We start from the raw sequence: 19660 nt of genomic DNA, 5'->3' as shown, positions 1-19660 counted from the left end.
GCTCAGGAGGATGGACCGCACGATCCCCGCTGTGCTCGCCGAGATCACGGCGGCCGTCGCCGAGGTGCGCGACGTCGCACGGTCGCAGCAGGACGGCGCGCGGGCCCGCGTCGCGGACCGGCTCGACGAGCTGTTCGCCGGAGCGACGACCCGCAGAGAGGTGCGGGCGGCGGCCGCCGACGCGCTCGGGCTCTGGGGCGGGGCGGGCTCCTTCTCGGACGTCGGCTCGGCCGAGGCCGACCACGCGGTCACGCGCCTGTACCGGGCCCTGCGCGCCGGCCGCTCCTGGCTGCTCCGCGCCGGCTGACCCGCACGTCGCGACCGCCGGAGCTCGCCGGAAACGACGAAGGCCCCCTGCTTCCGTGGAAGCAGGGGGCCTTCGTCGTTGGCGGTACCGGTGGGATTTGAACTATGTGCCACTAGTGGCGCATCCTCCCCTCGACCTGTTATCGCCGACAGTTTCCGATGGATCTTGGTGAGGTTCTCGACGGCATCGGGGGCGAAGGTCACCGGGACAGGCCGACCGCAGGCCGACGAGGACGCTGTTGATGGTTCGGCAGTAGTCCCGTTTAATTCATCAGGTTCAGGGCGCCGATTTGCGACGCGCCGAAGTCGGGTTGATTAGGGGTTAGAAGTTGATATCTGCATTTTTCCGGTCGTGCTAGAGCAGGCTGAAGTTGCGGTTCATTCTGGCCATACGCTATGAACTCGGCAGTGCAAGTTCTCATCGGTAATCTGCGATTTGGGGTCGAGAGGCGTGTTTTTCAGGGTGACCGCGTCAGCCGCGCCACAATCGACCTATGAACGTTATGGCGGCCTGGACTGCAACGCTTGGCACGAGGCAAACGGTCCGTTGCCACGGCGATCGCCCTGCCCACAGAGGATGGTCGATGTTCCGTCGAGTAGCCGATTCGCTCAGCTCACTCGGAAAGCCCCAACGTAAGCGACCCGATGCTCGTTCGTCTTCGCCGCAATGAGATCGACCGACGATGTGAGGAGGTGATCGATGGTCAATCCCGCCCGGCTCGACTCAGCCACCGCCGCTGCGGCAGCCGCCGTGAGGGCGCGCCGGTGCCAGTCAAGCCGACTGCCGGTGTTGCGCTCGTTCGCGATGCGCCACAGGAGCATGTAGTTCTCGACTTCAAACAACCCGGGAACAGGAGCAGTCTCGCCCATGAGCTGATGAAGCTTTTCGGCGTCCAGTTTGATCTTGGCGTGATCTACACGTCTTGTCCGTTCGCGCTGTGGGCTGGCTACCTTGAAGAAACCAAACTCCAGTCGCACCTCGCGTCGCCGCGACGGTGTAACGCCGGGAGCGGCCGGAGCTGGAGGCGCCCCGAAAAGCGAGATGTCAATGGTCGGCTGGCGGCCCGATCCCTCCGCTCGGTGCGTGACCGGTCTCTCCCAGAAGGCCGACAGTCGCTGCCGCTCAGCCCAGCGCTGCGCCAAAGTGTGGAAGCGACCAACGACCGAAACCTCGTAGCTACTCGATCGCGCGAATGTCCTCAACTGCGGAGGGATCTCGGCCTCGTCGCGCTCAAGCACAAAACGCTCGGCATCCACGGACTCGATCGCGCCTTGAAGTATGAGGACCAACTCCTCAAGGTTAATGGCCGTATTCGTCGGTCGCCCGCGGCTTCCATACGACACTCGTCTCATACACGTCCCCTTGTCTGTTGCCCCCAAGTTACCGCAAGCGATCCGCATGCGGAACAGGGACATCGCGCCAAAGGAGTACAGGAGACGAATAAGGTGAGCTTGCCGCGCCACACATTTTCGAGGGAATTTGCGGCGTTGCTGCCACGCCTGACCCTTCGCCGCTCGCGGCCCAGGGGCGCATGCTGACGCTGTACCGAAAGCCGGTCCTTACCTTCTTCATCAATTCCGTCGAGGGCGATCCATACGTTGATTTCTATCCAATGCTCGCGGAAGACGGTTCAGGTCTTACCGCCCTTGAAACGGATTGGACGTATTGCTGTATCGGAACCGGCGAGGATTCCGGGAGCATCAGTGAGAGCGTTCGAGCAAGGGCATTCCTACCCGTTAGGTCCTTCTCCATGACGGTGTTCTCGTTGCACCGTTCCCGCCGGAAGTGTCCCCGATCCGAGCGCTTCCCCAGCCGCCAAGTGGTGCTGGATCTGACTGCCCCTGACTGCCCTCCCTGACTACTGTTCAGCGGTTACCTCGAATGCGTGCAGCGTCGCGGTGCTGCCAACGTCTACACGGGGCGCAAACGCGCTGTCGCCCTGGCCCTGGATGCCGGAAAGCAGGGCGGTCGTAGCAACGTGCCGGTGCTTTGGGAGTCGATAGACCACTCGCCAGCTCGTCTCGAGTACGGAGCTACGCCTTGAGGCGGCATCTTCCGGGCCGACCGATCAGGAGGCTCTCTAGATCCTCGACGGCATTCGCGCGAGCGAGTTTTATGCCGCCTCGTGATCTCAGTTGGCTAGTGAATTTGTCTGCATCGTCGTACGGGTTACCTAAAGCCGGGCATCGGCCTCTAGCGTGATCCCATGCGCATAGGGGTCTACATCGACGGCTACAACCTGTACTACGGCGGCCGCGAGCAGTGTGGTAGGTCTGCACCGGGCTGGCGGTGGCTTGATGTTCGCAGGCTTGCGGATGCCCTCGTCGGTGCTCAAGCGGGCTGGGCGGGCGCGACCATTGAGCGCATCGTCTACTGCACCGCACGCATCGCCGCAACAACGAATCCCTCCGGAGCCCAGGATCAAGACGTGTATTTGAAGGCTTTGGTGAAGGCGCGTAGCGTCGATCGGATTGAGTACGGGAACTACGTCTCACGCGTGAAGACGAGTGCTTTGGCGACGCGGGGGCCGAATGGCAAGCCAGTGGTTAGCACGTCCGCGTGGCCGCTCATGATCCAAGATCCCACTGGCAACGCCGTTCAGGATGCGCGGTTCCTCGTCTCCTACCTACACAACGAAGAGAAGGGCAGCGACGTGAACGTTGCATCGCATCTGCTCCTTGACATCCTGCGGGGATCAGTCGACGCTGCGGTCGTCGTATCGAACGACAGCGACCTCGGCTTCCCAGTGCAGACCGCTCGCACCTTGGTACCCATCGGCTTGGTCAATCCGCGCGACGCTCGTCACGCCGGCGCGCTCGCTGGTCACGCCTCCGACGGCGTCGGAGACCACTGGTTTCTCAAGCTCGGAGCTGGGGACTACACCGGGAACCAGCTCCCCGACCCTGCCGGTGGTTACACAAAACCGGTGGGCTGGTGACAACTGCAGGCGGCCGCGACGCGTTCGCCATGAAACTTGCCAAACATGATCTTGGTCCCTACGCTTGTTTCATCCACACCCGGTCCCTCGTGGGCCGGGTTTTTTCGTTTAAGGGCGTACTGATCGAACGGGTGCAGGTTCCTGTGAGATCGCGGTGATCGGCGATCGTAGCAGCGCGGTTAGGGCGACGGAGCTGGCAACGGGCACAACGCCCCTACCTGCCAGGCTCCGGAGGAGGGGCATCGCTCAGCGCGGGCCCAGCAAGTGACTTAAAGGCGCTTCTGAGCGCGCGTGCTGTCTGCAAGCGCGACAACGACGTCTAACAGGGCATGCGAAGGGTCGTTCTGCCTCTTCCCCATCGCCGGAGTCGCGGTGACTCCGTCCTCGCGGGTGACCTTGATTTGAACTCCTGTGATCCGGTCTCGGAACTCCGCGTCGCCGTTGCGAATTGTGAGGCGGGCGCCGAAGCTTTCTGGCCCAAAGCGGAACCGGGTAAAGGTCTGAAGCTTGACCGCCACGCCCGGTGTGGGAGCGTCCTCCGCGAGGACCTTCTGCAACTCCTGAAACGTTGCCACACGTCCGGCTAATTAACGTGAAGGCCCCCTACTTCCGCAAGATCACTGGGATGTAGGGGGCCTTCTCGTTGGCGGTACCGGTGGGATTTGAACCCACGGTGGACGCAAGCCCACACATGTTTTCGAGACATGCTCCTTCGGCCGCTCGGACACGGTACCGGGGTCGAGTGTACGCGACGGCCGGAAGTCGCGCCAATCGAGCGGACGGGCCGCCGTCAGGCGGGGAGGAGGAAGCCGAGCACGCGGTCCCACTCCGGGATCGCGAGCAGGTGGCCGCGGCCGGGCACGACCTCGAGGCGGGAGTCGGGCAGCCGGGCGGCGTACCACTCGGCGTGGCGGCGACCGGCGACCGCGTCCTCGGCGCCGTAGAGGAGGAGCGCGGGCGGCTCGGCGGACTCGACGGCGAAGCCCCACTCCTGCACGCCGTAGCCGATGAGATCAGCGGCCATGCCGAGGGCGCCCTGGGCGGCGGCGCGCTCGAGCATGCGCGAGAGCCGCTCGCGGACTCCGGGGGCCTCGAGCACCGCGGTGTCGGCGTCGCCGGAGCCGAGCATCCCGAGCAGGGCGTCCAGGGCGGGGGTCGGGCCGAAGGCGCCCTCGAGGGTGCGGGTGAGCGAGCGGACGGCCTCGTCGAGAGGGAGGGTGGCGAGGCGGGCGAGCTCGGCGCGGTTGTCGTCGCCGACCCACGGCACGGCGTCGTCGGGAGCGGGCGTCCCGATCACGGCGACGCGCTCCACGAGGCCGGGGTAGTTCGCGGCGAGCGCGAGGGCCACGCGGCCTCCCGCCGACCAGCCGGCGACGCTGACGGAGGCGATGCCGACGGTCGCGAGGTACTCGGCGATGTCGGCGGCGGCCTGCTCGGGGCTGGCGCCGACGCCCGCTCCGGCGGGGTCGAGGTCGGTCAGGAGGGAGGAGGCGCCGTAGCCCGGGCGGTCGAACGAGAGCAGGCGCACCCCGTGGCGCGCGGTCGCCTCCGGGTCGGGGTCGAAGTCCGAGGAGCCGGGAGCGGGATGCGCCAGGACGACGACCCGCTCGGCGCCCTCGGGGCCGGACCAGCTGACTCCGAGCGGGCGGCCGGACTTGAGGACGTGCACTGTCGAGGGCATGTCCCCCAGTCTCCCGCAGACGTCCGACGCCGACGGAGCGGCGCTCGGGAGTCGTCTTCCGAGGCGCGATCCTCCGCCTCCGCTCCCCCGCGACGACGCTCCTCAACAGACGGCTTCCACGCGACCTCTCCCCCGGCCTGGCGCGCCCCGCTCGCGGCAACGGTGGTGGACTGTACTGTCGAAGACACGTTCGAACGAGCGGCGGTGTCGGGGGTCCCCCGTAGCGTCGCGCTCGTCCCCCTCCTCCGCCCCGAAAGGACCTCATGGCCTCCTCGAAGACGCGCACCGCCCCGTACCGCTGCTCGGAGTGCGGATGGACGACCGCGAAGTGGGTAGGCCGCTGCGGCGAGTGCCAGCAGTGGGGCTCCGTGATCGAGAGCACCGAGCGCACCGGCCTCGTCCGCGCGGTCGCCGCTGTGGCTCCGGCCGCCGGCCGCATCGCGCGGCCCATCACCGAGATCGAGACCACGTCGGCGGCGCACCGCCCCACCGGCGTGGGCGAGCTCGACCGCGTGCTCGGCGGCGGGATCGTCTCCGGTGCGGTCGTGCTCCTCTCTGGAGAGCCCGGCGTGGGCAAGTCGACCCTCCTGCTCGAGGTCGCGAGCCGCGCCGCGGCCGAGGGCCAGCGGGTCCTCTACGTCAGCGCGGAGGAGTCGGCCGCGCAGGTGCGCATGCGGGCCGAGCGCACCGGCGCGATGCACGACAGCCTCTTCCTCGCGGCCGAGACCGACCTCGCCACCGTCCTCGGCCAGATCGACGAGGTCCGGCCGGACCTGCTCATCGTCGACTCGGTGCAGACGGTCGCGAGCGACACCGTCGACGGCCTGCCCGGCGGTCCCAGCCAGGTCCGCGAGGTCGCCGCGACCCTCATCCGCGTCTGCAAGGAGCGGGCGCTCCCCCTCGTGCTCGTCGGACACGTCACGAAGGACGGCTCCATCGCGGGGCCGCGCCTGCTCGAGCACCTGGTCGACGTGGTCTGCCACTTCGAGGGCGACCGGCAGACGGCGCTGCGCTTCGTCCGCTCGCTCAAGAACCGCTTCGGCCCGACGGACGAGGTCGGCTGCTTCGAGATGACCGCCGAGGGCATCGCCGAGATCCCCGACCCGAGCGGTCTGTTCCTCAGCCGCACCCGCTTCCCCACCCCGGGCATCTGCGTCACGGTCGCGATGGAGGGACGCCGCGCGCTCCCCGTCGAGATCCAGGCGCTCGTGATCGCGAACGACGGCGAGCACCCCCGCCGCGTCACGAACGGAGTCGACGCGTCCCGGGTCGCGATGATCCTCGCGGTCCTCGAGCGGCAGGCGGGCATCCCCCTGCGGCGCTGCGACGTCTATGTGTCGACCGTCGGCGGCGTGAAGCTCATGGAGCCGGCGGCGGACCTGGCGATCGCGGTCGCCATCGCCTCCGCCCACGCCTACACGCCGCTGCGGCCCGGGATCGCCGCGTTCGGCGAGATCAGCCTCTCGGGAGACATCCGGCCCGCCTCAGGAGCGAAGCAGCGCGCCTCCGAAGCGACACGACTCGGGCACTCCTCGCACCTCGACTCCAGCGCCTTCACCCTCTCGAGCGCGATCACCCACGCGCTCGTCCCCGTTCCCGAGCGCATCCGTCCGGAGCGGGTCCCCACGCACTGACGGCCGCGTCCCCGGCACGCTGCACAGGCACCCGTCCACCGGTCGGAGCCGCGGGTGCCCCCATCCACCGCATGGTCGAGGATCGCCACCGGAGGCGAACACGGGCTCCGTGGGCACTGGCCGACAGCTCCGCGCGACCACCGCACGCGTCCGCTCCGCCGCGGCCGCCCGTCGCAGCCTGCCCCTAGACGCCGCCCGCGCCGCCGCTCGAGGAGCTCGACGAGGATCCGACGTAGCTCGACGTCGACGACGAGAACGAGGACACGCTGCCAGCGAAGGCCGCCGCGTGGAAGCCGTTCGGTCCGGAGTACCAGACCGGCTCCTCGCCGGTGCGCTCGTAGGCCGACCCGAGCTCCGCCGACCACTCCTTCTCGAGACCGAAGAGCACGGCCCACGGCAGCAGGCGCTCCGTCACCTCGACCACCTCGACCGGTCCGACCGTGCGCCGGTCCGCCCCGCGGGGCGACTGCAGCATCGCGATCCGGTCGGACTCGGCCAGGCGGATGTACAGCTCGAGCCCGCGCAGATGGTCGCGCAGCTCCGCGCCCGCGGCCGTCAGCGGCACCCTCGAGACCAGGATCGTCCCGACGACGGCCGCGACGATCGCGACCAGCATCAGCACGAGCGGGAGCGCTCCGCCGAAGGAGCCGGTCATTAGGAGGATCGCGCCCAGGAAAGCGGCCATGACACCCAGCAGCAGCGGGACGATCACGAGCACGCTGCCGCCGATCGTCCCGGCCTTCTTCAGTCCCGCCTCGGTCACCCGGTTGCCCAGCGCGGTCCGGAACTGTCCGACGGCCTTGCCGAACTCCTTGTCCTTGCCGGAGAGCTCACGCACCGTCCCCGGCACTTGGCCGAGTGCGATGTCGAGGAACTCGCGGTCGTCGGAGGCGAGGGGCCGCGGGCGTCCCGCGCGTCGCGTCGGCGTCGTCGCAGGGTCGAGCACCCGCACGGCGTACTCCTGCTTCCGCCCCTCCCCCGTCTCCTCGATGCGGACGAGACCGCGGACGGCGGCGTCCAGGAGTCCGGCCGCGGGGGCCTTCGACGTCTTCCGCAGCAGCGCGGCGGAGAGGAACAGCCCCTCCGCGGGCGGGTCGTACTCGGCGACGACGGTCGGGCGGCCGGGAGCGTCGCGGAGCACGGTCCGGCGCCGGCGCACGGCGAGCGCGAGGCCGATCAGGACCGCGGCGAGGCCGCCCAGCTGCACCCAGGACCAGCCGGAGGCGAGGTAGCGGTCGTCGCGCGGCGTGAAGGTCCCGGGAGCGAAGCCGAGCGCCACGGTCACGTTCTCCCCCGGAGCCAGCGACTCCCCCGATGCCGTGACGACCGCTCCGTCGCGGCCGATCGGACAGGGCGTCGTCGAGCCCTCCGGTCCCCGGTAGCAGCTGACGGTCCCCGTCGCGGCGGAGGCCAGCGACCCGGCGAGCTCGACGCGCACGTCGTAGCGGTCGAAGGACTGGCGCCAGCCCGTGCCGTTGACGTCCCAGTAGAACTCGTCCTCGCCGCTGCGCGTGCCGGATCCAGGGAGGGTCGTGTTGTGCTGCGTGTAGGTGAAGACGTAGGTCTGGCTGCCGCTGACGAACTCGTCCGCCGCGCTGGTCACCAGGAGGAAGCCGTCCTCGCGCTCGGTGTCGACCGGCCGGGCCGCCCCGTCGCCATCGGTGACGGACACCAGGTCGACGTCGGTCGGGTGCCCCTCGTAGTCGAGCGGGATTGCACGCTGCATGCCGCGGTTCTGCGACGGCGGGAACTCGGCGACGAAGGTCTCGACGGTGGTCAGCGTCGAGCGGCCCTCCTCGTCGCGGTCGAGGCGGAAGTCGGCCGAGTACTCCGAGAACCGGAAGCCGTCCACATCCGCGCGCAGGACACCCGCGACGGGCTGCGCAGCCGCGACGGGCTGCGGAGCCGCCACGGCCTGCGCCGCCGCCCCGCCGACCAGCAGCGGAACCGCGAGGGCCGCAGCCGCCGCTCGCCGTGCGACCACCCCCGCCCGGCCGGTCGAGGCGGACAGGATCGTGCCGAGCAGCCCCCACATGCCTGCGATGCTACGCGCCGACGCACGCCCGGCACGTCCCCCGGGCGGACTACTGGAGCAGGAACTGCGTGGGCGAGCCCGAGGGGATGCCGGCGACCGACACCGACAGGTTGTAGGCGGCGCCGCCCGCCTCGACCGCCTCGCGTCCGCCGGAGCAGGTGTCGGCGGAGGAGCGGGTGCGATCCCACGTCAGCGCGCTCCCCATCACCGAGCGGCCCGCCTGGAGGAGCACCGGCAGATCGGCCGCGCCGGTCTGGCAGTCCGCGGAGGTCCAGATCTGCTCGGAGCCGCTCGTGATCGTGAAGACCTGCTTGCTCGTGCCCGCGTCGATCACGCAGTCGGTGCTCGAGATGTTGGCCAGCGAGAGCGAGAGCTGCGGATCCTCGCCGGGCGCGTAGCTCGTGGCGTCCGTGACCGCGGTGACGGCGACGGAGTCGGCCGAGCAGGCGGGTGCGGCGCCGGGCGTCGCACCGGGCGAGGTGGTCGGGTAGAGCGTCGGCAGCACGACGGTCGGCGTGGGGCTCGACGCGGCGTCGGAGCCGGTCATCCGCGGGAGCAGCGACAGCACCACCGCCAGGCCCGCGACGATGACGACCAGCGCGAGCAGCACTCCGGCGCGGCGTCGCCGGTAGACCCGGGAGGGCAGGCGGCGGGGCGGCGGAGTCACCGGGACAGGCTACGACGTGGTGGCGGTCAGAGCGTCTTCAGCATGCGGGTGTTGCCGAGCGTGTTCGGCTTCACTCGGGCGAGGTCGAGGAACTCGGCGACTCCTTCGTCGGGAGAGCGGAGCAGCTCGGCGTAGACCTCGGGGTCGACGACCTTCTCGCCGATCGGCTCGAAGCCGTGACGGGTGAAGAAGTCGACCTCGAAGGTGAGGCAGAACAGGCGCTTCAGGCCGAGCTCGCGCGCGTCGTTCTCGAGGCGCTCCAGGATGTGGTGGCCCACGCCCCTCCCGAGCCAGTCCTGCGCGACCGCGAGGGTGCGCACCTCCGCGATGTCGTCCCACATCACATGGAGCGCACCGCAGCCGATCGCCGTCCCGTGGCCGTCCTCGGCGATGCGGAACTCCTGCACGGCGCCGTAGAGCACCACGCGGTCCTTGCCCAGGAGGATGCGCTCGTTCACGAGCGGCTCGCTGAGCTCCTGGATGAAGGGGACATCGCTCGTGCGCGCGCGGCGCACCGGGTACTTCCAATCGGCCATTCGACAAGCCTAGGCCGCACCGGGCGCGGGATCCTGCGAGCAGGCGCCCACCCCCGGACGACGACGTGCCCGCCCCCTCGCGAGAGGGGACGGGCACGGGGTCGTCCGGGAGCCTGCTACGACATCAGGTCGGGCGTCGCCGGGCCGGCCGTGGCCGCTCCGGTGGACGCGCCGGCGCTGATCGAGATCAGACGCGGGGTCGTGGTGAAGACGAACCTGTTGTCGGCGAAGTCCACGTGGATGTGGTCTCCGGCGCCGAGCTCGCCGTGCAGGATCCGCTCGGACAGCTGGTCCTCGATCTCGCGCTGGATCGCGCGGCGCAGGGGGCGCGCACCGAGGGCCGGGTCGAACCCGACCTCGATCAGGCGCTCCTTGGCCGGCTGCGTCAGCTCCACCGTCATGTCGCGGTCGAGCAGGCGGTCGCCCAGGCGCTTGATGAAGAGGTCGACGATCTGGAGCAGCTCGGGCTTCGACAGCTGCGGGAAGACGATGACGTCGTCCACGCGGTTGAGGAACTCGGGCTTGAAGTGCTTCTTGAGCTCCTCGTTGACCTTGCCGCGCATGCGGTCGTACCCGGTGGCGTTGTCGCCCTCGATCTGGAACCCGACGGGACCACCGGCGATGTCACGAGCACCGAGGTTGGTGGTCATGATGATGACGGTGTTCTTGAAGTCGACGACACGGCCCTGGCCGTCGGTCAGTCGACCCTCCTCCAGGATCTGGAGGAGCGAGTTGAAGATGTCCGGGTGCGCCTTCTCGATCTCGTCGAAGAGGACCACGCTGAACGGCTTGCGGCGCACCTTCTCGGTGAGCTGGCCGCCCTCCTCGAAGCCGACGAACCCGGGAGGGGCGCCGAACAGCCGCGAGACGGTGTGCTTCTCGCCGTACTCCGACATGTCGAGCGAGATCATCGCGTTCTCGTCGTCGAAGAGGAACTCGGCGAGCGCCTTGGCCAGCTCGGTCTTCCCGACGCCCGTGGGACCGGCGAAGATGAACGAGCCCGAGGGGCGCTTGGGGTCCTTGAGGCCCGCGCGGGTGCGGCGGATCGTCCGCGAGAGGGCCGCGATGGCCTCCTCCTGGCCGATGACGCGCTGGTGGAGGGCCTTCTCCATGAAGACGAGCCGCGAGGACTCCTCCTCGGTGAGCTTGAAGACCGGGATGCCCGTCGCCTGGGCGAGGACCTCGGCGATCAGGCCCTCGTCGACCACGCCGGTGGCCTTGACGTCGCCCGACTTCCACTGCTTCTCGAGGCGCAGGCGCTCACCGAGCAGCTGCTTCTCCTCGTCGCGGAGCGACGCGGCCTTCTCGAAGTCCTGGTCCTCGATCGCGGCCTCCTTGGCGGAGCGGACCACGGCGATGCGGTCGTCGAAGTCGCGCAGCTCCGGCGGCGCCGAGAGGATCGAGAGGCGCAGGCGTGCGCCGGCCTCGTCGATCAGGTCGATCGCCTTGTCGGGGAGGAAGCGGTCGCTGATGTAGCGGTCGGCCAGGTTGGCCGCCGAGACGATCGCGCCGTCGGTGATGGACACCTTGTGGTGCGCCTCGTAGCGGTCGCGCAGGCCCTTGAGGATGTTGATCGTGTGGGGCAGCGACGGCTCCGCCACCTGGATCGGCTGGAAGCGGCGCTCGAGAGCGGCGTCCTTCTCGAAGTGCTTGCGGTACTCGTCGAGCGTGGTCGCGCCGATGGTCTGCAGCTCGCCTCGGGCGAGCAGCGGCTTGAGGATCGAGGCGGCGTCGATCGCGCCCTCAGCGGCCCCTGCGCCGACGAGGGTGTGGATCTCGTCGATGAAGGTGATGATGTCGCCGCGGGTGCGGATCTCCTTCGTGACCTTCTTGAGGCGCTCCTCGAAGTCACCGCGGTAGCGGGATCCGGCGATGAGCGACCCGAGGTCGAGCGTGTAGAGCTGCTTGTCCTTCAGCGTCTCGGGCACGTCGCCGCGCACGATCGCCTGGGCGAGGCCCTCGACGACGGCGGTCTTGCCGACGCCGGGCTCGCCGATCAGGACGGGGTTGTTCTTGGAGCGGCGGGAGAGGATCTGCATGACCCGCTCGATCTCCTTCTCGCGCCCGATGACCGGGTCGAGCTTGTTGTCGCGCGCCGCCTGGGTGAGGTTGCGGCCGAACTGGTCGAGGATCTGCGATCCCCCCTGAGGCTGCTGCTGCTCACCGCCCACGGCGACCTGCTCCTTGCCCTGGTAGCCGGAGAGCAGCTGGATGACCTGCTGGCGCACGCGGTTCAGGTCGGCACCGAGCTTGACAAGCACCTGAGCGGCGACGCCCTCGCCCTCGCGGATGAGGCCGAGCAGGATGTGCTCGGTCCCGATGTAGTTGTGGCCGAGCTGCAGCGCTTCGCGCAGGGACAGCTCGAGGACCTTCTTCGCCCGAGGCGTGAAGGGGATGTGGCCGGTCGGCTGCTGCTGCCCCTGGCCGATGATGTCCTGCACCTGCTCGCGCACAGCGTCGAGCGAGATCCCGAGGGACTCGAGCGCCTTGGCGGCCACTCCCTCGCCCTCGTGGATCAGGCCGAGCAGGATGTGCTCCGTGCCGATGTAGTTGTGATTGAGCATCTTGGCCTCTTCCTGGGCCAGGACGACGACGCGCCGCGCGCGATCGGTGAATCTCTCGAACATGCTGTCACTCCCTACAGAACCCGCAGGGGTGGGCTCCGATACGTCGACTGTAACCAGCGCTCCCCCCGGTGAGCAGGCCTGTTCGCCCTGGGCGTGCACGCGATCCGGAGGGGTGCGGGCGGCGGTCCCGCCCACCGGTCCATGCGAAGGCATACACTTCCCGCATGAGCAACCTGGAGGAGCATCCCGACGAGCTCCCCGTCGCCGCGGAGCCGGTCCCTCGCGAGCCCGGCGCGGTCGAGATCCTGGAGGCACGGCTCGTCCCGCTCGGCGGTCCGCGTGCGATCGAGGTGCGCCGCACCCTCCCCCAGCGCTCGCGCTCGACCATCGGCGCATGGTGCTTCGCCGACCACTACGGCCCGGTGCGGCTCGGCGAGGAGGCCGGGATGGACGTCCCGCCGCACCCGCACACCGGCCTGCAGACCGTGAGCTGGCTCTTCGAGGGCGAGATCGAGCACCGTGACAGCGTCGGCAGCCTCGCCGTGGTGCGCCCGGGCGAGCTCAACCTGATGACGGCCGGACGCGGCATCTCGCACTCGGAGGTCTCGACCGGGGGCGCGCCCGTTCTGCACGGGGTGCAGCTCTGGGTCGCGCTGCCCGAGGAGGCGCGGCTCGTCGATCCGTTCTTCGAGCACCACCGCGGCGTGCCCGTGGAGCTGCCCGGCGCGCTGGTGCGCGTCTTCGTCGGAGGGATGCTGGGCGCGTCGGTGCCCGCGAGCACCTTCACTCCGCTGGTCGCCGCTCAGATCGACCTCGAGCCGGGTGCCCGGGTCGAGCTGCCGGTCGAGGAGTCGTGGGAGTACGGCGTGCTCGTCGACGCCGGCCCGGTGGCGGTCGAGGGCGCGGACGTCCCGCGCTCGGACCTCGCCTACTTGGCGCCCGGCCGCTCGCACCTGATGCTGACCGCCGGGGACGCGGGCGCCCGCGTGGTGCTGCTCGGCGGCGAGCCGTTCGCCGAGGAGCTGGTGATGTGGTGGAACTTCGTCGGCCGCAGCCACGACGACGTGGCGGCCGCCCGCGCGCGCTGGCAGTCCGACGTGATCGCCGGGGCGGATCCCGCGGGACCGTTCGGCACCGTCGACGGGTACGGCGGACGCGCGCTCCCCGCGCCCGTGCTGCCGACCGTGCGCCTGAAGCCGCGCCGCCGGGCCTGAGCCGAGACCGTCAGGCCGAGGCGCTCCGAGGCGGGGCCGCCGACGCGGGAGCGCGGAAGTCGCGATGATCCCGCTCGACCACCGCGACTCCCGCGCTCTCACCGGCGCGTCAGGACGCGTCCGACTCCTTCTTCGCGGCGGCCTTCGCAGCGGCCTCGCGATCGGTGGCCTCGGCCGTCTCGCGGAAGGCGCGGCGCGGATCCTGCAGCGCGCTCATCGGCGAGAGGTCGCGCGGAGTGACGGCGTCGACGAGCCAGCCCGTGATGATCCGCCACTTGCGGTCCAGGGTCGGCATCGCCGCTCCGTGGTAGGCGCGGTGCGCGAGCCAGGCGGGGAGGCCGCGCAGCTTCACGCCCTTGATCAGGCCGGCGCCCTTGCCGATGCCGTACTCGGCGACGGTCCCGACGGAGGCGTGGCGGTACTCCTCCACGGTGCCTCCGGTGAGGTCGGCGATGATGTTGCGCGCCAGGAGCTTGGCCTGCCGGACCGCGTTCTGCGCGTTCGGCGGGTAGTACGCGGGCTGCTTCTCGCTGGTGAGGTCCGGCACCTGCGCGCCGTCGCCGGCCGCCCAGGCGCCGCCCACCGGCTCGCCGTCCTCGCGGATGACCCGCAGGCGCGCATCCGCCATGACGTGGCCCTTCGGCCCGCGGGGCGCGTCGGTCGCGTCGAGGATCGGGTTCGGCTTCACGCCGGCGGTCCACACGATCGTGGCCGTCGGGATGCGCTCGCCCGAGGAGAGCTCCACGACGCCGTCCTCGCAGGAGGGCATCGTCGTCTTCAGGTGCACGTGCACGCCGCGCGAGCGGAGGTGGTCGAGCGTCCACTTCGAGAGCTCGGGACCGACCTCGGGGGCGACCCGGTCCAGCGCCTCGACGAGGTGCCAGGTGACGTCGCCCATCGAGAGGGAGGGCTGTGCGGCGAGAGTCTTGCGGCTGAGGTCGAGCAACTCGCTCAGCGCCTCGACGCCGGTGTAGCCGCCGCCGACGAAGACGAAGGTGAGCAGGCGCCGGCGCTCGGCGGGATCGGTGGTGAGCGCCGCCTTCGCGATGTTCTCGATGACGCGGTCGCGCAGGTGCGCCGCCTCCTCCACCGTCTTGAAGCCGATGCCGTGCTCGGCGAGGCCCGGCGTGGGGAAGGTGCGGGTGACGGCTCCGAGCGCGAAGACGACCTGGTCGAACTCGATCGTGCGGGTGGAGCCGTCCATCGCGGCGACGGTGGCGCTGCGCTCGGCGAGGCTCACGCCGGTGATCGCGCCGCGGATCACGCGGGTGCGCTTGAGCGCGGAGACCAGCGGCACCGTGACGTGGCGCGGCTGGACGTGCCCGCCGGCGACCTCGGGCAGCAGCGGCTGGTAGGTCATGTAGGGGTTCGGCTCGACGACGGTGACGTCGATCGGCGCGTCCCCCCGCCTCTTCTCGAGGCCCCAGGCCGTGTACAGGCCGACGTAGCCGCCGCCGAGGATGAGGATGCGCGTCGTACGGGATGCCGTCATGTCCGTTCCCTTCTCGAACCCGGCGCCGGGCAGGCGGAACCGGATGGTGCTGAGGACGCTCCGACGCTACGCGGGGCGCGGCGGCCCGCACAGGGCCTTGCGCGACGAGCCGGGGCCGCGCATCCTCCGCCTGCGGGCGGACGGGAGCCGCGCTACTGCAGTGCCGAAGTGAGCCGCGCCAGGTTGTCGAGCAGGGTCGAGCGGAGCGGCTGCTGCCGCCACTCGCGGAGGGTCAGCTCGCGGGAGTGCTCGCGGTAGTCCTGCTGCACCTGGCGCAGGTCCTCGACGAACTCCGAGCCGCGCACCATCAGCGAGACCTCGAGGTTGAGCGTGAAGGAGCGCATGTCCATGTTGCTCGAGCCGATCACGGCGACGTCGTCGTCGATCGTGAAGTGCTTCGCGTGCAGGATGGTCGGCTTGCGGTACATCCAGATGCGCACGCCCGCGGTCAGCAGCGTCTCGTAGTACGAGCGCTGGGCGTGGTAGACCACGGCCTGGTCGCCGATCTCGGAGACGAAGAGCTCCACGTGCACGCCCCGCCGGGTCGCCGTGGTGATCGCGTAGAGCATCGCCTCGTCGGGCACGAAGTACGGGCTGGTGATGATGATCGACTTCTGCGCCGAGTAGAGCAGCGTCAGGAACAGGCGCAGGTTGTTCTCGCCCTCGAACCCCGGGCCGCTCGGCACCACCTGGCAGTCGATGGTGTCGCGCTGCTGCAGCGCCTCCATCGGCTCCGACTCCCGCAGGAGCAGCTCGTCGGTCTCGCTGTACCAGTCGGTGATGAAGATGGCGTTGATGCCCTGCACCACCGGCCCCTCGAGGCGCACCATCAGGTCGTGCCAGTGCAGGCCGCGGCGGATGTTGCCGCGCTTGTTGTAGCTGGAGTCGACGACGTTCTGCGAGCCCATGAAGGCCGCGTTGCCGTCGACGATCAGCAGCTTGCGGTGGTTGCGAAGGTCCGGCCGCTGGTACTGCCCGCGCCACGGCCGCACGGGGAGCATGTACGACCACGACGCGCCCGCCCGCTCGAGGGCGCGCAGCCGGCGGTGGGTGCCGCTGTAGTAGCCGGGCACTCGGATCGACGCGATGTGGTCGAGGAGGATCCGCACCCGCACCCCGCGGGCCACCGCGCGGTCGAGCGCGTCGAAGAAGGGCGCGGTGGTCGAGTCGGCGGCGAGGATGTAGAACTCGCAGTGCACGTAGCGGCGGGCGCGGTCGATCTCGGCGGCCATCGCGCGGATGGTCTGCTCGTAGTCGCCCTGGAGGCGCGCGTCGTTCCCGCCGACCAGCGGCATCGCCCCGAGGTTGCGGTTGAGGGTGACCACCGACTCCAGCCACTGCGGCCACGGGTGCTCCCGGGCGACGCGGTCGATGCCGTCGGTCGACTCCAGGATGAACCGGTTGATCTCCTGCTGCTTCCGGCGGCGCTTGCGCGGCAGCCGGTAGCTCCCGATGAAGAGGAACAGCAGGATGCCGACGTACGGGATCAGGAAGATCGCCATCAGCCAGGCGAGGCCGGTGGTCGGACGGCGGTTCCGCGGCACGACGATGACGGCGATCACGCGGACCACGAGCTCGACGACGACGGCCGCGATCGGGAGGATCACCGCCCAGTCGGGTGCGGGCACCGCGCCTCCTCGTTCGTCGTGCGGAGCCGCTCAGCGGGCGTGGAAGGCACCCGCGCGGCGGCGGTGGTCAGGAGGCGTCGCGGGGAGGCAGGCCGCGGCGCTCGCGCTCGCGGGCCTCGATGCGGTCGTACGCTCGGCGCTCGTTGCGGTCCGAGCGGATGAGGGCGCGCATCACGAACCAGAAGATGGCTCCGACCGTGATCGTCGGCACGAGGGCCCACAGCCCCTGGTTCCACAGCTCCCAGTCCATGCGGCGATCCTACCCGCGGCACCGGCGCGGGAGCCGTGAGCCCGGGGGCCCGTGCGCCCAGCGGCCTTCGCGGGCGCTGGGCGCTACTGGCTCTCGACCGACTTGTTCAGCGCCGCGGCATCGGAGTTGAGGCCCTCCAGCTCCGAGCGCAGGCCGTCGTACACGGCGATGTCCGCGTCGATGGCGGCGCGGGTGGCGTCGACGGCCTGGCTGCGGGCGAGCAGATCGGCGCGCTCCGCCTCGAACTCGGCCGTCGATCCGAAGTCGCCGCTGTCGGCGCGCGAGTTGAAGTCGTCGATCTCGACGTTGAGCGCGTCGTACTCGGCGTTGTTCGCGTCGACTCGCGCCGTGAGGTCGGCGTACATCGTCTCGATCCGGGAGACCAGGTCCTCGATGCGGTTCTCGAGATCGGTGAAGACCGCCTCGTAGCGGGCGTTCAGGCCCACGACGACGGAGCGGTCGTCGAAGAACTCGGCGTAGTGCGCCTCGAGCGCCGGCGGCAGGTCGGCCACCTCGGTCCCCAGGATCGAGTGCAGCTCGTTGACGCGCTCGCCGAGGCCGCCGGTGCGGTACAGCTCGAGGCGCTCGGCGATCGTGCCGTCCTGCGGGAGGGTCTCGTACGCGGCCTCGAGCTCGTCGCCCAGCTCGGCCTGCTCCTCCGCGTCGAGCCGCACCCACGCGGCGTGCAGCATCTCGTGGGCCGCCGTCACGTCGCGGATCCCGTCGAGGTCGGGATTGGCGACGTCCGAGATGTAGATGCTGGTGCCGGTGTAGCAGCCGAGGACGATGTCGTCGGAGGCGCCGTAGCCGCAGAGGTCGTTGAAGCCGGCGGTCGGCTCGACCGACGGGCTCGACGCGTAGTAGAGGGCGCGGCCGCGGTCGGACATGGCGGTCCGCTCCGCGAAGCCGGCGATCGTGGGGTCGGGCGTGAACGCCTCGGCCGCTCGCCGGTCGGCCAGCGCGGTGCCGACGGCGCCGGAGGAGGTGAGGACGCTCGCGGCGACCGCGGTCCCCACTCCGAACTGCGCGATCGTGAGGACGCCCGCCGCGACGGCCGCGACGATGCTCGATGCCCTGACCATGTCTCCCCCTCGGCTCCTGCGACCCTACTTGACGAGCGGGAACAGGATCGTCTCGCGGATCCCGAGGCCGGTGATCGCCATCAGGAGGCGGTCGATGCCCATGCCCATGCCGCCGGTGGGGGGCATGCCGTGCTCGAGGGCGCGGAGGAAGTCCTCGTCCAGGCGCATCGCCTCGTCGTCGCCCGCGGCGGCCTGGCGGGCCTGCTCGACGAAGCGCTCGCGCTGCACGACCGGGTCGATCAGCTCGGAGTAGCCGGTGGCCAGCTCGAAGCCGCGGACGTAGAGGTCCCACTTCTCGACGACGCCCGGGATGCTGCGGTGCGCGCGCACGAGCGGCGAGGTGTCGACGGGGAAGTCCATCACGAAGGTCGGACGCGTCAGGCCGCCCTTCACGAAGTGCTCCCACAGCTCCTCGACGTACTTGCCGTGCGTGGGGACGTGCACCTCGACGCCCTCGCGCGCGGCGAGGGTCTCGAGCTCGGCGAGCTCCGTCTCCGGCGTGATCGCGATGCCGGCTGCGAGCGACAGGCTCTCGTACATCGAGATGCGGTCCCACCGGCCGCCGAGGTCGAACTCGGTGCCGTCGGCCCAGGTGACCACGTGCGAGCCCGCGACGGCCTGCGCCGCGTTCTGGATCAGCTCCTGGGTGAGGTCGGCGATCGAGTTGTAGTCGCCGTACGCCTGGTAGGCCTCGAGCATCGCGAACTCGGGCGAGTGGGTGGAGTCGGCGCCCTCGTTGCGGAAGTTGCGGTTGATCTCGAAGACCCGTTCGATGCCGCCGACGACCGCCCGCTTGAGGTAGAGCTCGGGCGCGATGCGCAGGTACAGCTCGGTGTCGAACGCGTTCGAGTGCGTGGCGAAGGGGCGGGCGGAGGCGCCGCCGTGCATCACCTGCAGCATCGGGGTCTCGACCTCGAGGAACTCGTGGGAGGCGAAGGTGTCGCGGAGGGAGGCGTTCACTCGGGCGCGGGTGACGACCGTCTCGCGGGCCTGGGGGCGCACGATCAGGTCGAGGTAGCGCTGGCGCATCCGGGTCTCGTCGCCGAGCTCGTTGTGCAGGTTCGGCAGCGGCAGGATCGACTTCGCGGCGATCGTCCACTCCGACACCCACACGCTCAGCTCGCCGCGCTTGCTCGAGACGACCTCGCCCTCGACGAAGAGGTGGTCGCCCAGGTCGACGAGCTCCTTCCACGCCGCCAGCGACTTCTCGCCCACGTCGCCGAGCGAGACCATGGCTTGGATCCGCTCGCCGTCGCCGGCCTGCAGCGTCGCGAAGCAGAGCTTGCCCGTGTTGCGCTGGAACACCACGCGGCCCGCGAGGCCGACGCGCTCGCCGGTCTTCACGTCCGGCTCGATGCCCTCGTGGCGCGCCCGGACGGCCGCGATGGTGTCGGTGACTCCGACCGCGACGGGGTAAGCGCCGGCGCCGAGGTCGTCGCCCGCGAGCTCGAGCAGGCGCTCGCGCTTGGCGAGGCGGACGGCCTTCTGCTCGGAGGCCTCCTGCTGCGCGGCCCGCTCGGCGGCGGCCTGCTCGGAGTCGGACTGCTCGGCGGCGGGGGTCGTGGACTCGGGGACGTCGGGGGTGTCGGCCATGAGGGGTCGCGGTGCTTTCGGTTCGGGGCGGACGGC

At 70.2% G+C, this 19660-nt stretch carries 15 protein-coding genes and 1 tRNA gene; 4 read left to right on the top strand and 12 right to left on the bottom strand.

Annotation, left to right across the window (positions count from 1 at the left end):
* Positions 1 to 10 precede the first annotated feature (10 nt).
* Positions 11 to 307, top strand: a complete 297-nt coding sequence (locus C5C99_RS05415) for a hypothetical protein (protein ID WP_104225999.1) — start codon at positions 11 to 13, stop codon at positions 305 to 307.
* 608 nt (positions 308 to 915) lie between these two features.
* Here the strand turns inward: C5C99_RS05415 and C5C99_RS05410 are convergent.
* On the bottom strand, positions 916 to 1563 hold the full coding sequence (locus C5C99_RS05410; protein ID WP_146085467.1) for a hypothetical protein: 648 nt from the start codon (positions 1561 to 1563) through the stop codon (positions 916 to 918).
* Between the two features lie 950 nt (positions 1564 to 2513).
* On the opposite strand from C5C99_RS05410, the gene C5C99_RS05405 reads away from it, so the two are divergent.
* Positions 2514 to 3245: an NYN domain-containing protein gene (locus C5C99_RS05405; protein WP_104339725.1), complete on the top strand. Its 732-nt coding sequence runs from the start codon at positions 2514 to 2516 to the stop codon at positions 3243 to 3245.
* 644 nt (positions 3246 to 3889) lie between these two features.
* Here C5C99_RS05405 and C5C99_RS05395 read toward each other — a convergent pair.
* Together C5C99_RS05395 and C5C99_RS05390 are read right to left on the bottom strand one after the other, a co-directional pair.
* A tRNA-Ser gene (locus tag C5C99_RS05395) sits at positions 3890 to 3979 on the bottom strand.
* A gap of 56 nt (positions 3980 to 4035) precedes the next feature.
* Positions 4036 to 4926, bottom strand: coding sequence for an alpha/beta fold hydrolase (locus C5C99_RS05390; RefSeq protein WP_104307943.1), 891 nt, complete (start codon positions 4924 to 4926; stop codon positions 4036 to 4038).
* A 263-nt stretch (positions 4927 to 5189) separates the two neighbouring features.
* Between C5C99_RS05390 and radA the strand changes: the two genes are divergently transcribed.
* Positions 5190 to 6560 (top strand): DNA repair protein RadA, encoded by a 1371-nt coding sequence (gene radA, locus C5C99_RS05385; RefSeq protein ID WP_104224086.1) that lies wholly within the window; start codon positions 5190 to 5192, stop codon positions 6558 to 6560.
* Positions 6561 to 6744: 184 nt separating this feature from the next.
* On the opposite strand, the gene C5C99_RS05380 is transcribed toward radA, so the two are convergent.
* From C5C99_RS05380 to C5C99_RS05365, 4 genes are all read right to left on the bottom strand, one after another.
* On the bottom strand, positions 6745 to 8595 hold the full coding sequence (locus C5C99_RS05380; protein WP_104339723.1) for a DUF2207 domain-containing protein: 1851 nt from the start codon (positions 8593 to 8595) through the stop codon (positions 6745 to 6747).
* A gap of 49 nt (positions 8596 to 8644) precedes the next feature.
* Positions 8645 to 9262: a hypothetical protein gene (locus C5C99_RS05375; RefSeq protein WP_104339722.1), complete on the bottom strand. Its 618-nt coding sequence runs from the start codon at positions 9260 to 9262 to the stop codon at positions 8645 to 8647.
* A 26-nt stretch (positions 9263 to 9288) separates the two neighbouring features.
* Positions 9289 to 9798 carry an amino-acid N-acetyltransferase gene (locus C5C99_RS05370; RefSeq protein WP_104234293.1) on the bottom strand — a complete coding sequence of 170 codons (510 nt, stop codon included), beginning with the start codon at positions 9796 to 9798 and terminating at the stop codon, positions 9289 to 9291.
* Between the two features lie 116 nt (positions 9799 to 9914).
* A complete protein-coding gene (locus C5C99_RS05365; RefSeq protein ID WP_104234294.1) occupies positions 9915 to 12425 on the bottom strand; it encodes an ATP-dependent Clp protease ATP-binding subunit in 2511 nt (836 codons plus the stop codon).
* Positions 12426 to 12589: 164 nt separating this feature from the next.
* Here C5C99_RS05365 and C5C99_RS05360 point away from each other — a divergent pair, with 164 nt between their 5' ends.
* On the top strand, positions 12590 to 13579 hold the full coding sequence (locus C5C99_RS05360; protein ID WP_104249709.1) for a pirin family protein: 990 nt from the start codon (positions 12590 to 12592) through the stop codon (positions 13577 to 13579).
* 109 nt (positions 13580 to 13688) lie between these two features.
* Here the strand turns inward: C5C99_RS05360 and C5C99_RS05355 are convergent, their stop codons facing one another.
* The 5 genes from C5C99_RS05355 to lysS all read right to left on the bottom strand — a co-directional run bounded on the left by C5C99_RS05355 (position 13689) and on the right by lysS (position 19624).
* Positions 13689 to 15071 carry an NAD(P)/FAD-dependent oxidoreductase gene (locus C5C99_RS05355; protein ID WP_104249708.1) on the bottom strand — a complete coding sequence of 461 codons (1383 nt, stop codon included), beginning with the start codon at positions 15069 to 15071 and terminating at the stop codon, positions 13689 to 13691.
* A 152-nt stretch (positions 15072 to 15223) separates the two neighbouring features.
* Positions 15224 to 16699: a cardiolipin synthase gene (gene cls, locus C5C99_RS05350; RefSeq protein ID WP_104224093.1), complete on the bottom strand. Its 1476-nt coding sequence runs from the start codon at positions 16697 to 16699 to the stop codon at positions 15224 to 15226.
* A 67-nt stretch (positions 16700 to 16766) separates the two neighbouring features.
* The gene (locus tag C5C99_RS05345; RefSeq protein ID WP_104224094.1) at positions 16767 to 16949 is read right to left on the bottom strand and encodes a hypothetical protein; all 183 of its coding nucleotides are present in this window, start codon (positions 16947 to 16949) and stop codon (positions 16767 to 16769) included.
* Positions 16950 to 17032: 83 nt separating this feature from the next.
* On the bottom strand, positions 17033 to 18031 hold the full coding sequence (locus C5C99_RS17045) for a hypothetical protein (RefSeq protein ID WP_181074548.1): 999 nt from the start codon (positions 18029 to 18031) through the stop codon (positions 17033 to 17035).
* Between the two features lie 24 nt (positions 18032 to 18055).
* A complete protein-coding gene (gene lysS, locus C5C99_RS05335; protein ID WP_104339721.1) occupies positions 18056 to 19624 on the bottom strand; it encodes a lysine--tRNA ligase in 1569 nt (522 codons plus the stop codon).
* Positions 19625 to 19660 lie beyond the last annotated feature (36 nt).

It is taken from the genome of Rathayibacter sp. AY1C4 (assembly GCF_002932195.1).
Classification (GTDB): Bacteria; Actinomycetota; Actinomycetes; order Actinomycetales; family Microbacteriaceae; genus Rathayibacter.
Note: the sequence above shows the minus strand (reverse complement) of the source record. Positions and strands in the feature narration are given on the sequence as shown.

Coding starts and splice junctions, on each gene's coding strand:
- C5C99_RS05415 (WP_104225999.1), top strand. CDS start 11: ATGGACCGCACGATCCCCGCTGTGCTCGCCGAGATCACGGCGGCCGTC.
- radA (WP_104224086.1), top strand. CDS start 5,190: ATGGCCTCCTCGAAGACGCGCACCGCCCCGTACCGCTGCTCGGAGTGC.
- C5C99_RS05345 (WP_104224094.1), bottom strand. CDS start 16,949: ATGGACTGGGAGCTGTGGAACCAGGGGCTGTGGGCCCTCGTGCCGACG.
- C5C99_RS17045 (WP_181074548.1), bottom strand. CDS start 18,031: ATGGTCAGGGCATCGAGCATCGTCGCGGCCGTCGCGGCGGGCGTCCTC.
- C5C99_RS05380 (WP_104339723.1), bottom strand. CDS start 8,595: ATGTGGGGGCTGCTCGGCACGATCCTGTCCGCCTCGACCGGCCGGGCG.
- lysS (WP_104339721.1), bottom strand. CDS start 19,624: ATGGCCGACACCCCCGACGTCCCCGAGTCCACGACCCCCGCCGCCGAG.
- C5C99_RS05390 (WP_104307943.1), bottom strand. CDS start 4,926: ATGCCCTCGACAGTGCACGTCCTCAAGTCCGGCCGCCCGCTCGGAGTC.
- C5C99_RS05405 (WP_104339725.1), top strand. CDS start 2,514: ATGCGCATAGGGGTCTACATCGACGGCTACAACCTGTACTACGGCGGC.
- C5C99_RS05355 (WP_104249708.1), bottom strand. CDS start 15,071: ATGACGGCATCCCGTACGACGCGCATCCTCATCCTCGGCGGCGGCTAC.
- C5C99_RS05365 (WP_104234294.1), bottom strand. CDS start 12,425: ATGTTCGAGAGATTCACCGATCGCGCGCGGCGCGTCGTCGTCCTGGCC.
- C5C99_RS05370 (WP_104234293.1), bottom strand. CDS start 9,798: ATGGCCGATTGGAAGTACCCGGTGCGCCGCGCGCGCACGAGCGATGTC.
- C5C99_RS05360 (WP_104249709.1), top strand. CDS start 12,590: ATGAGCAACCTGGAGGAGCATCCCGACGAGCTCCCCGTCGCCGCGGAG.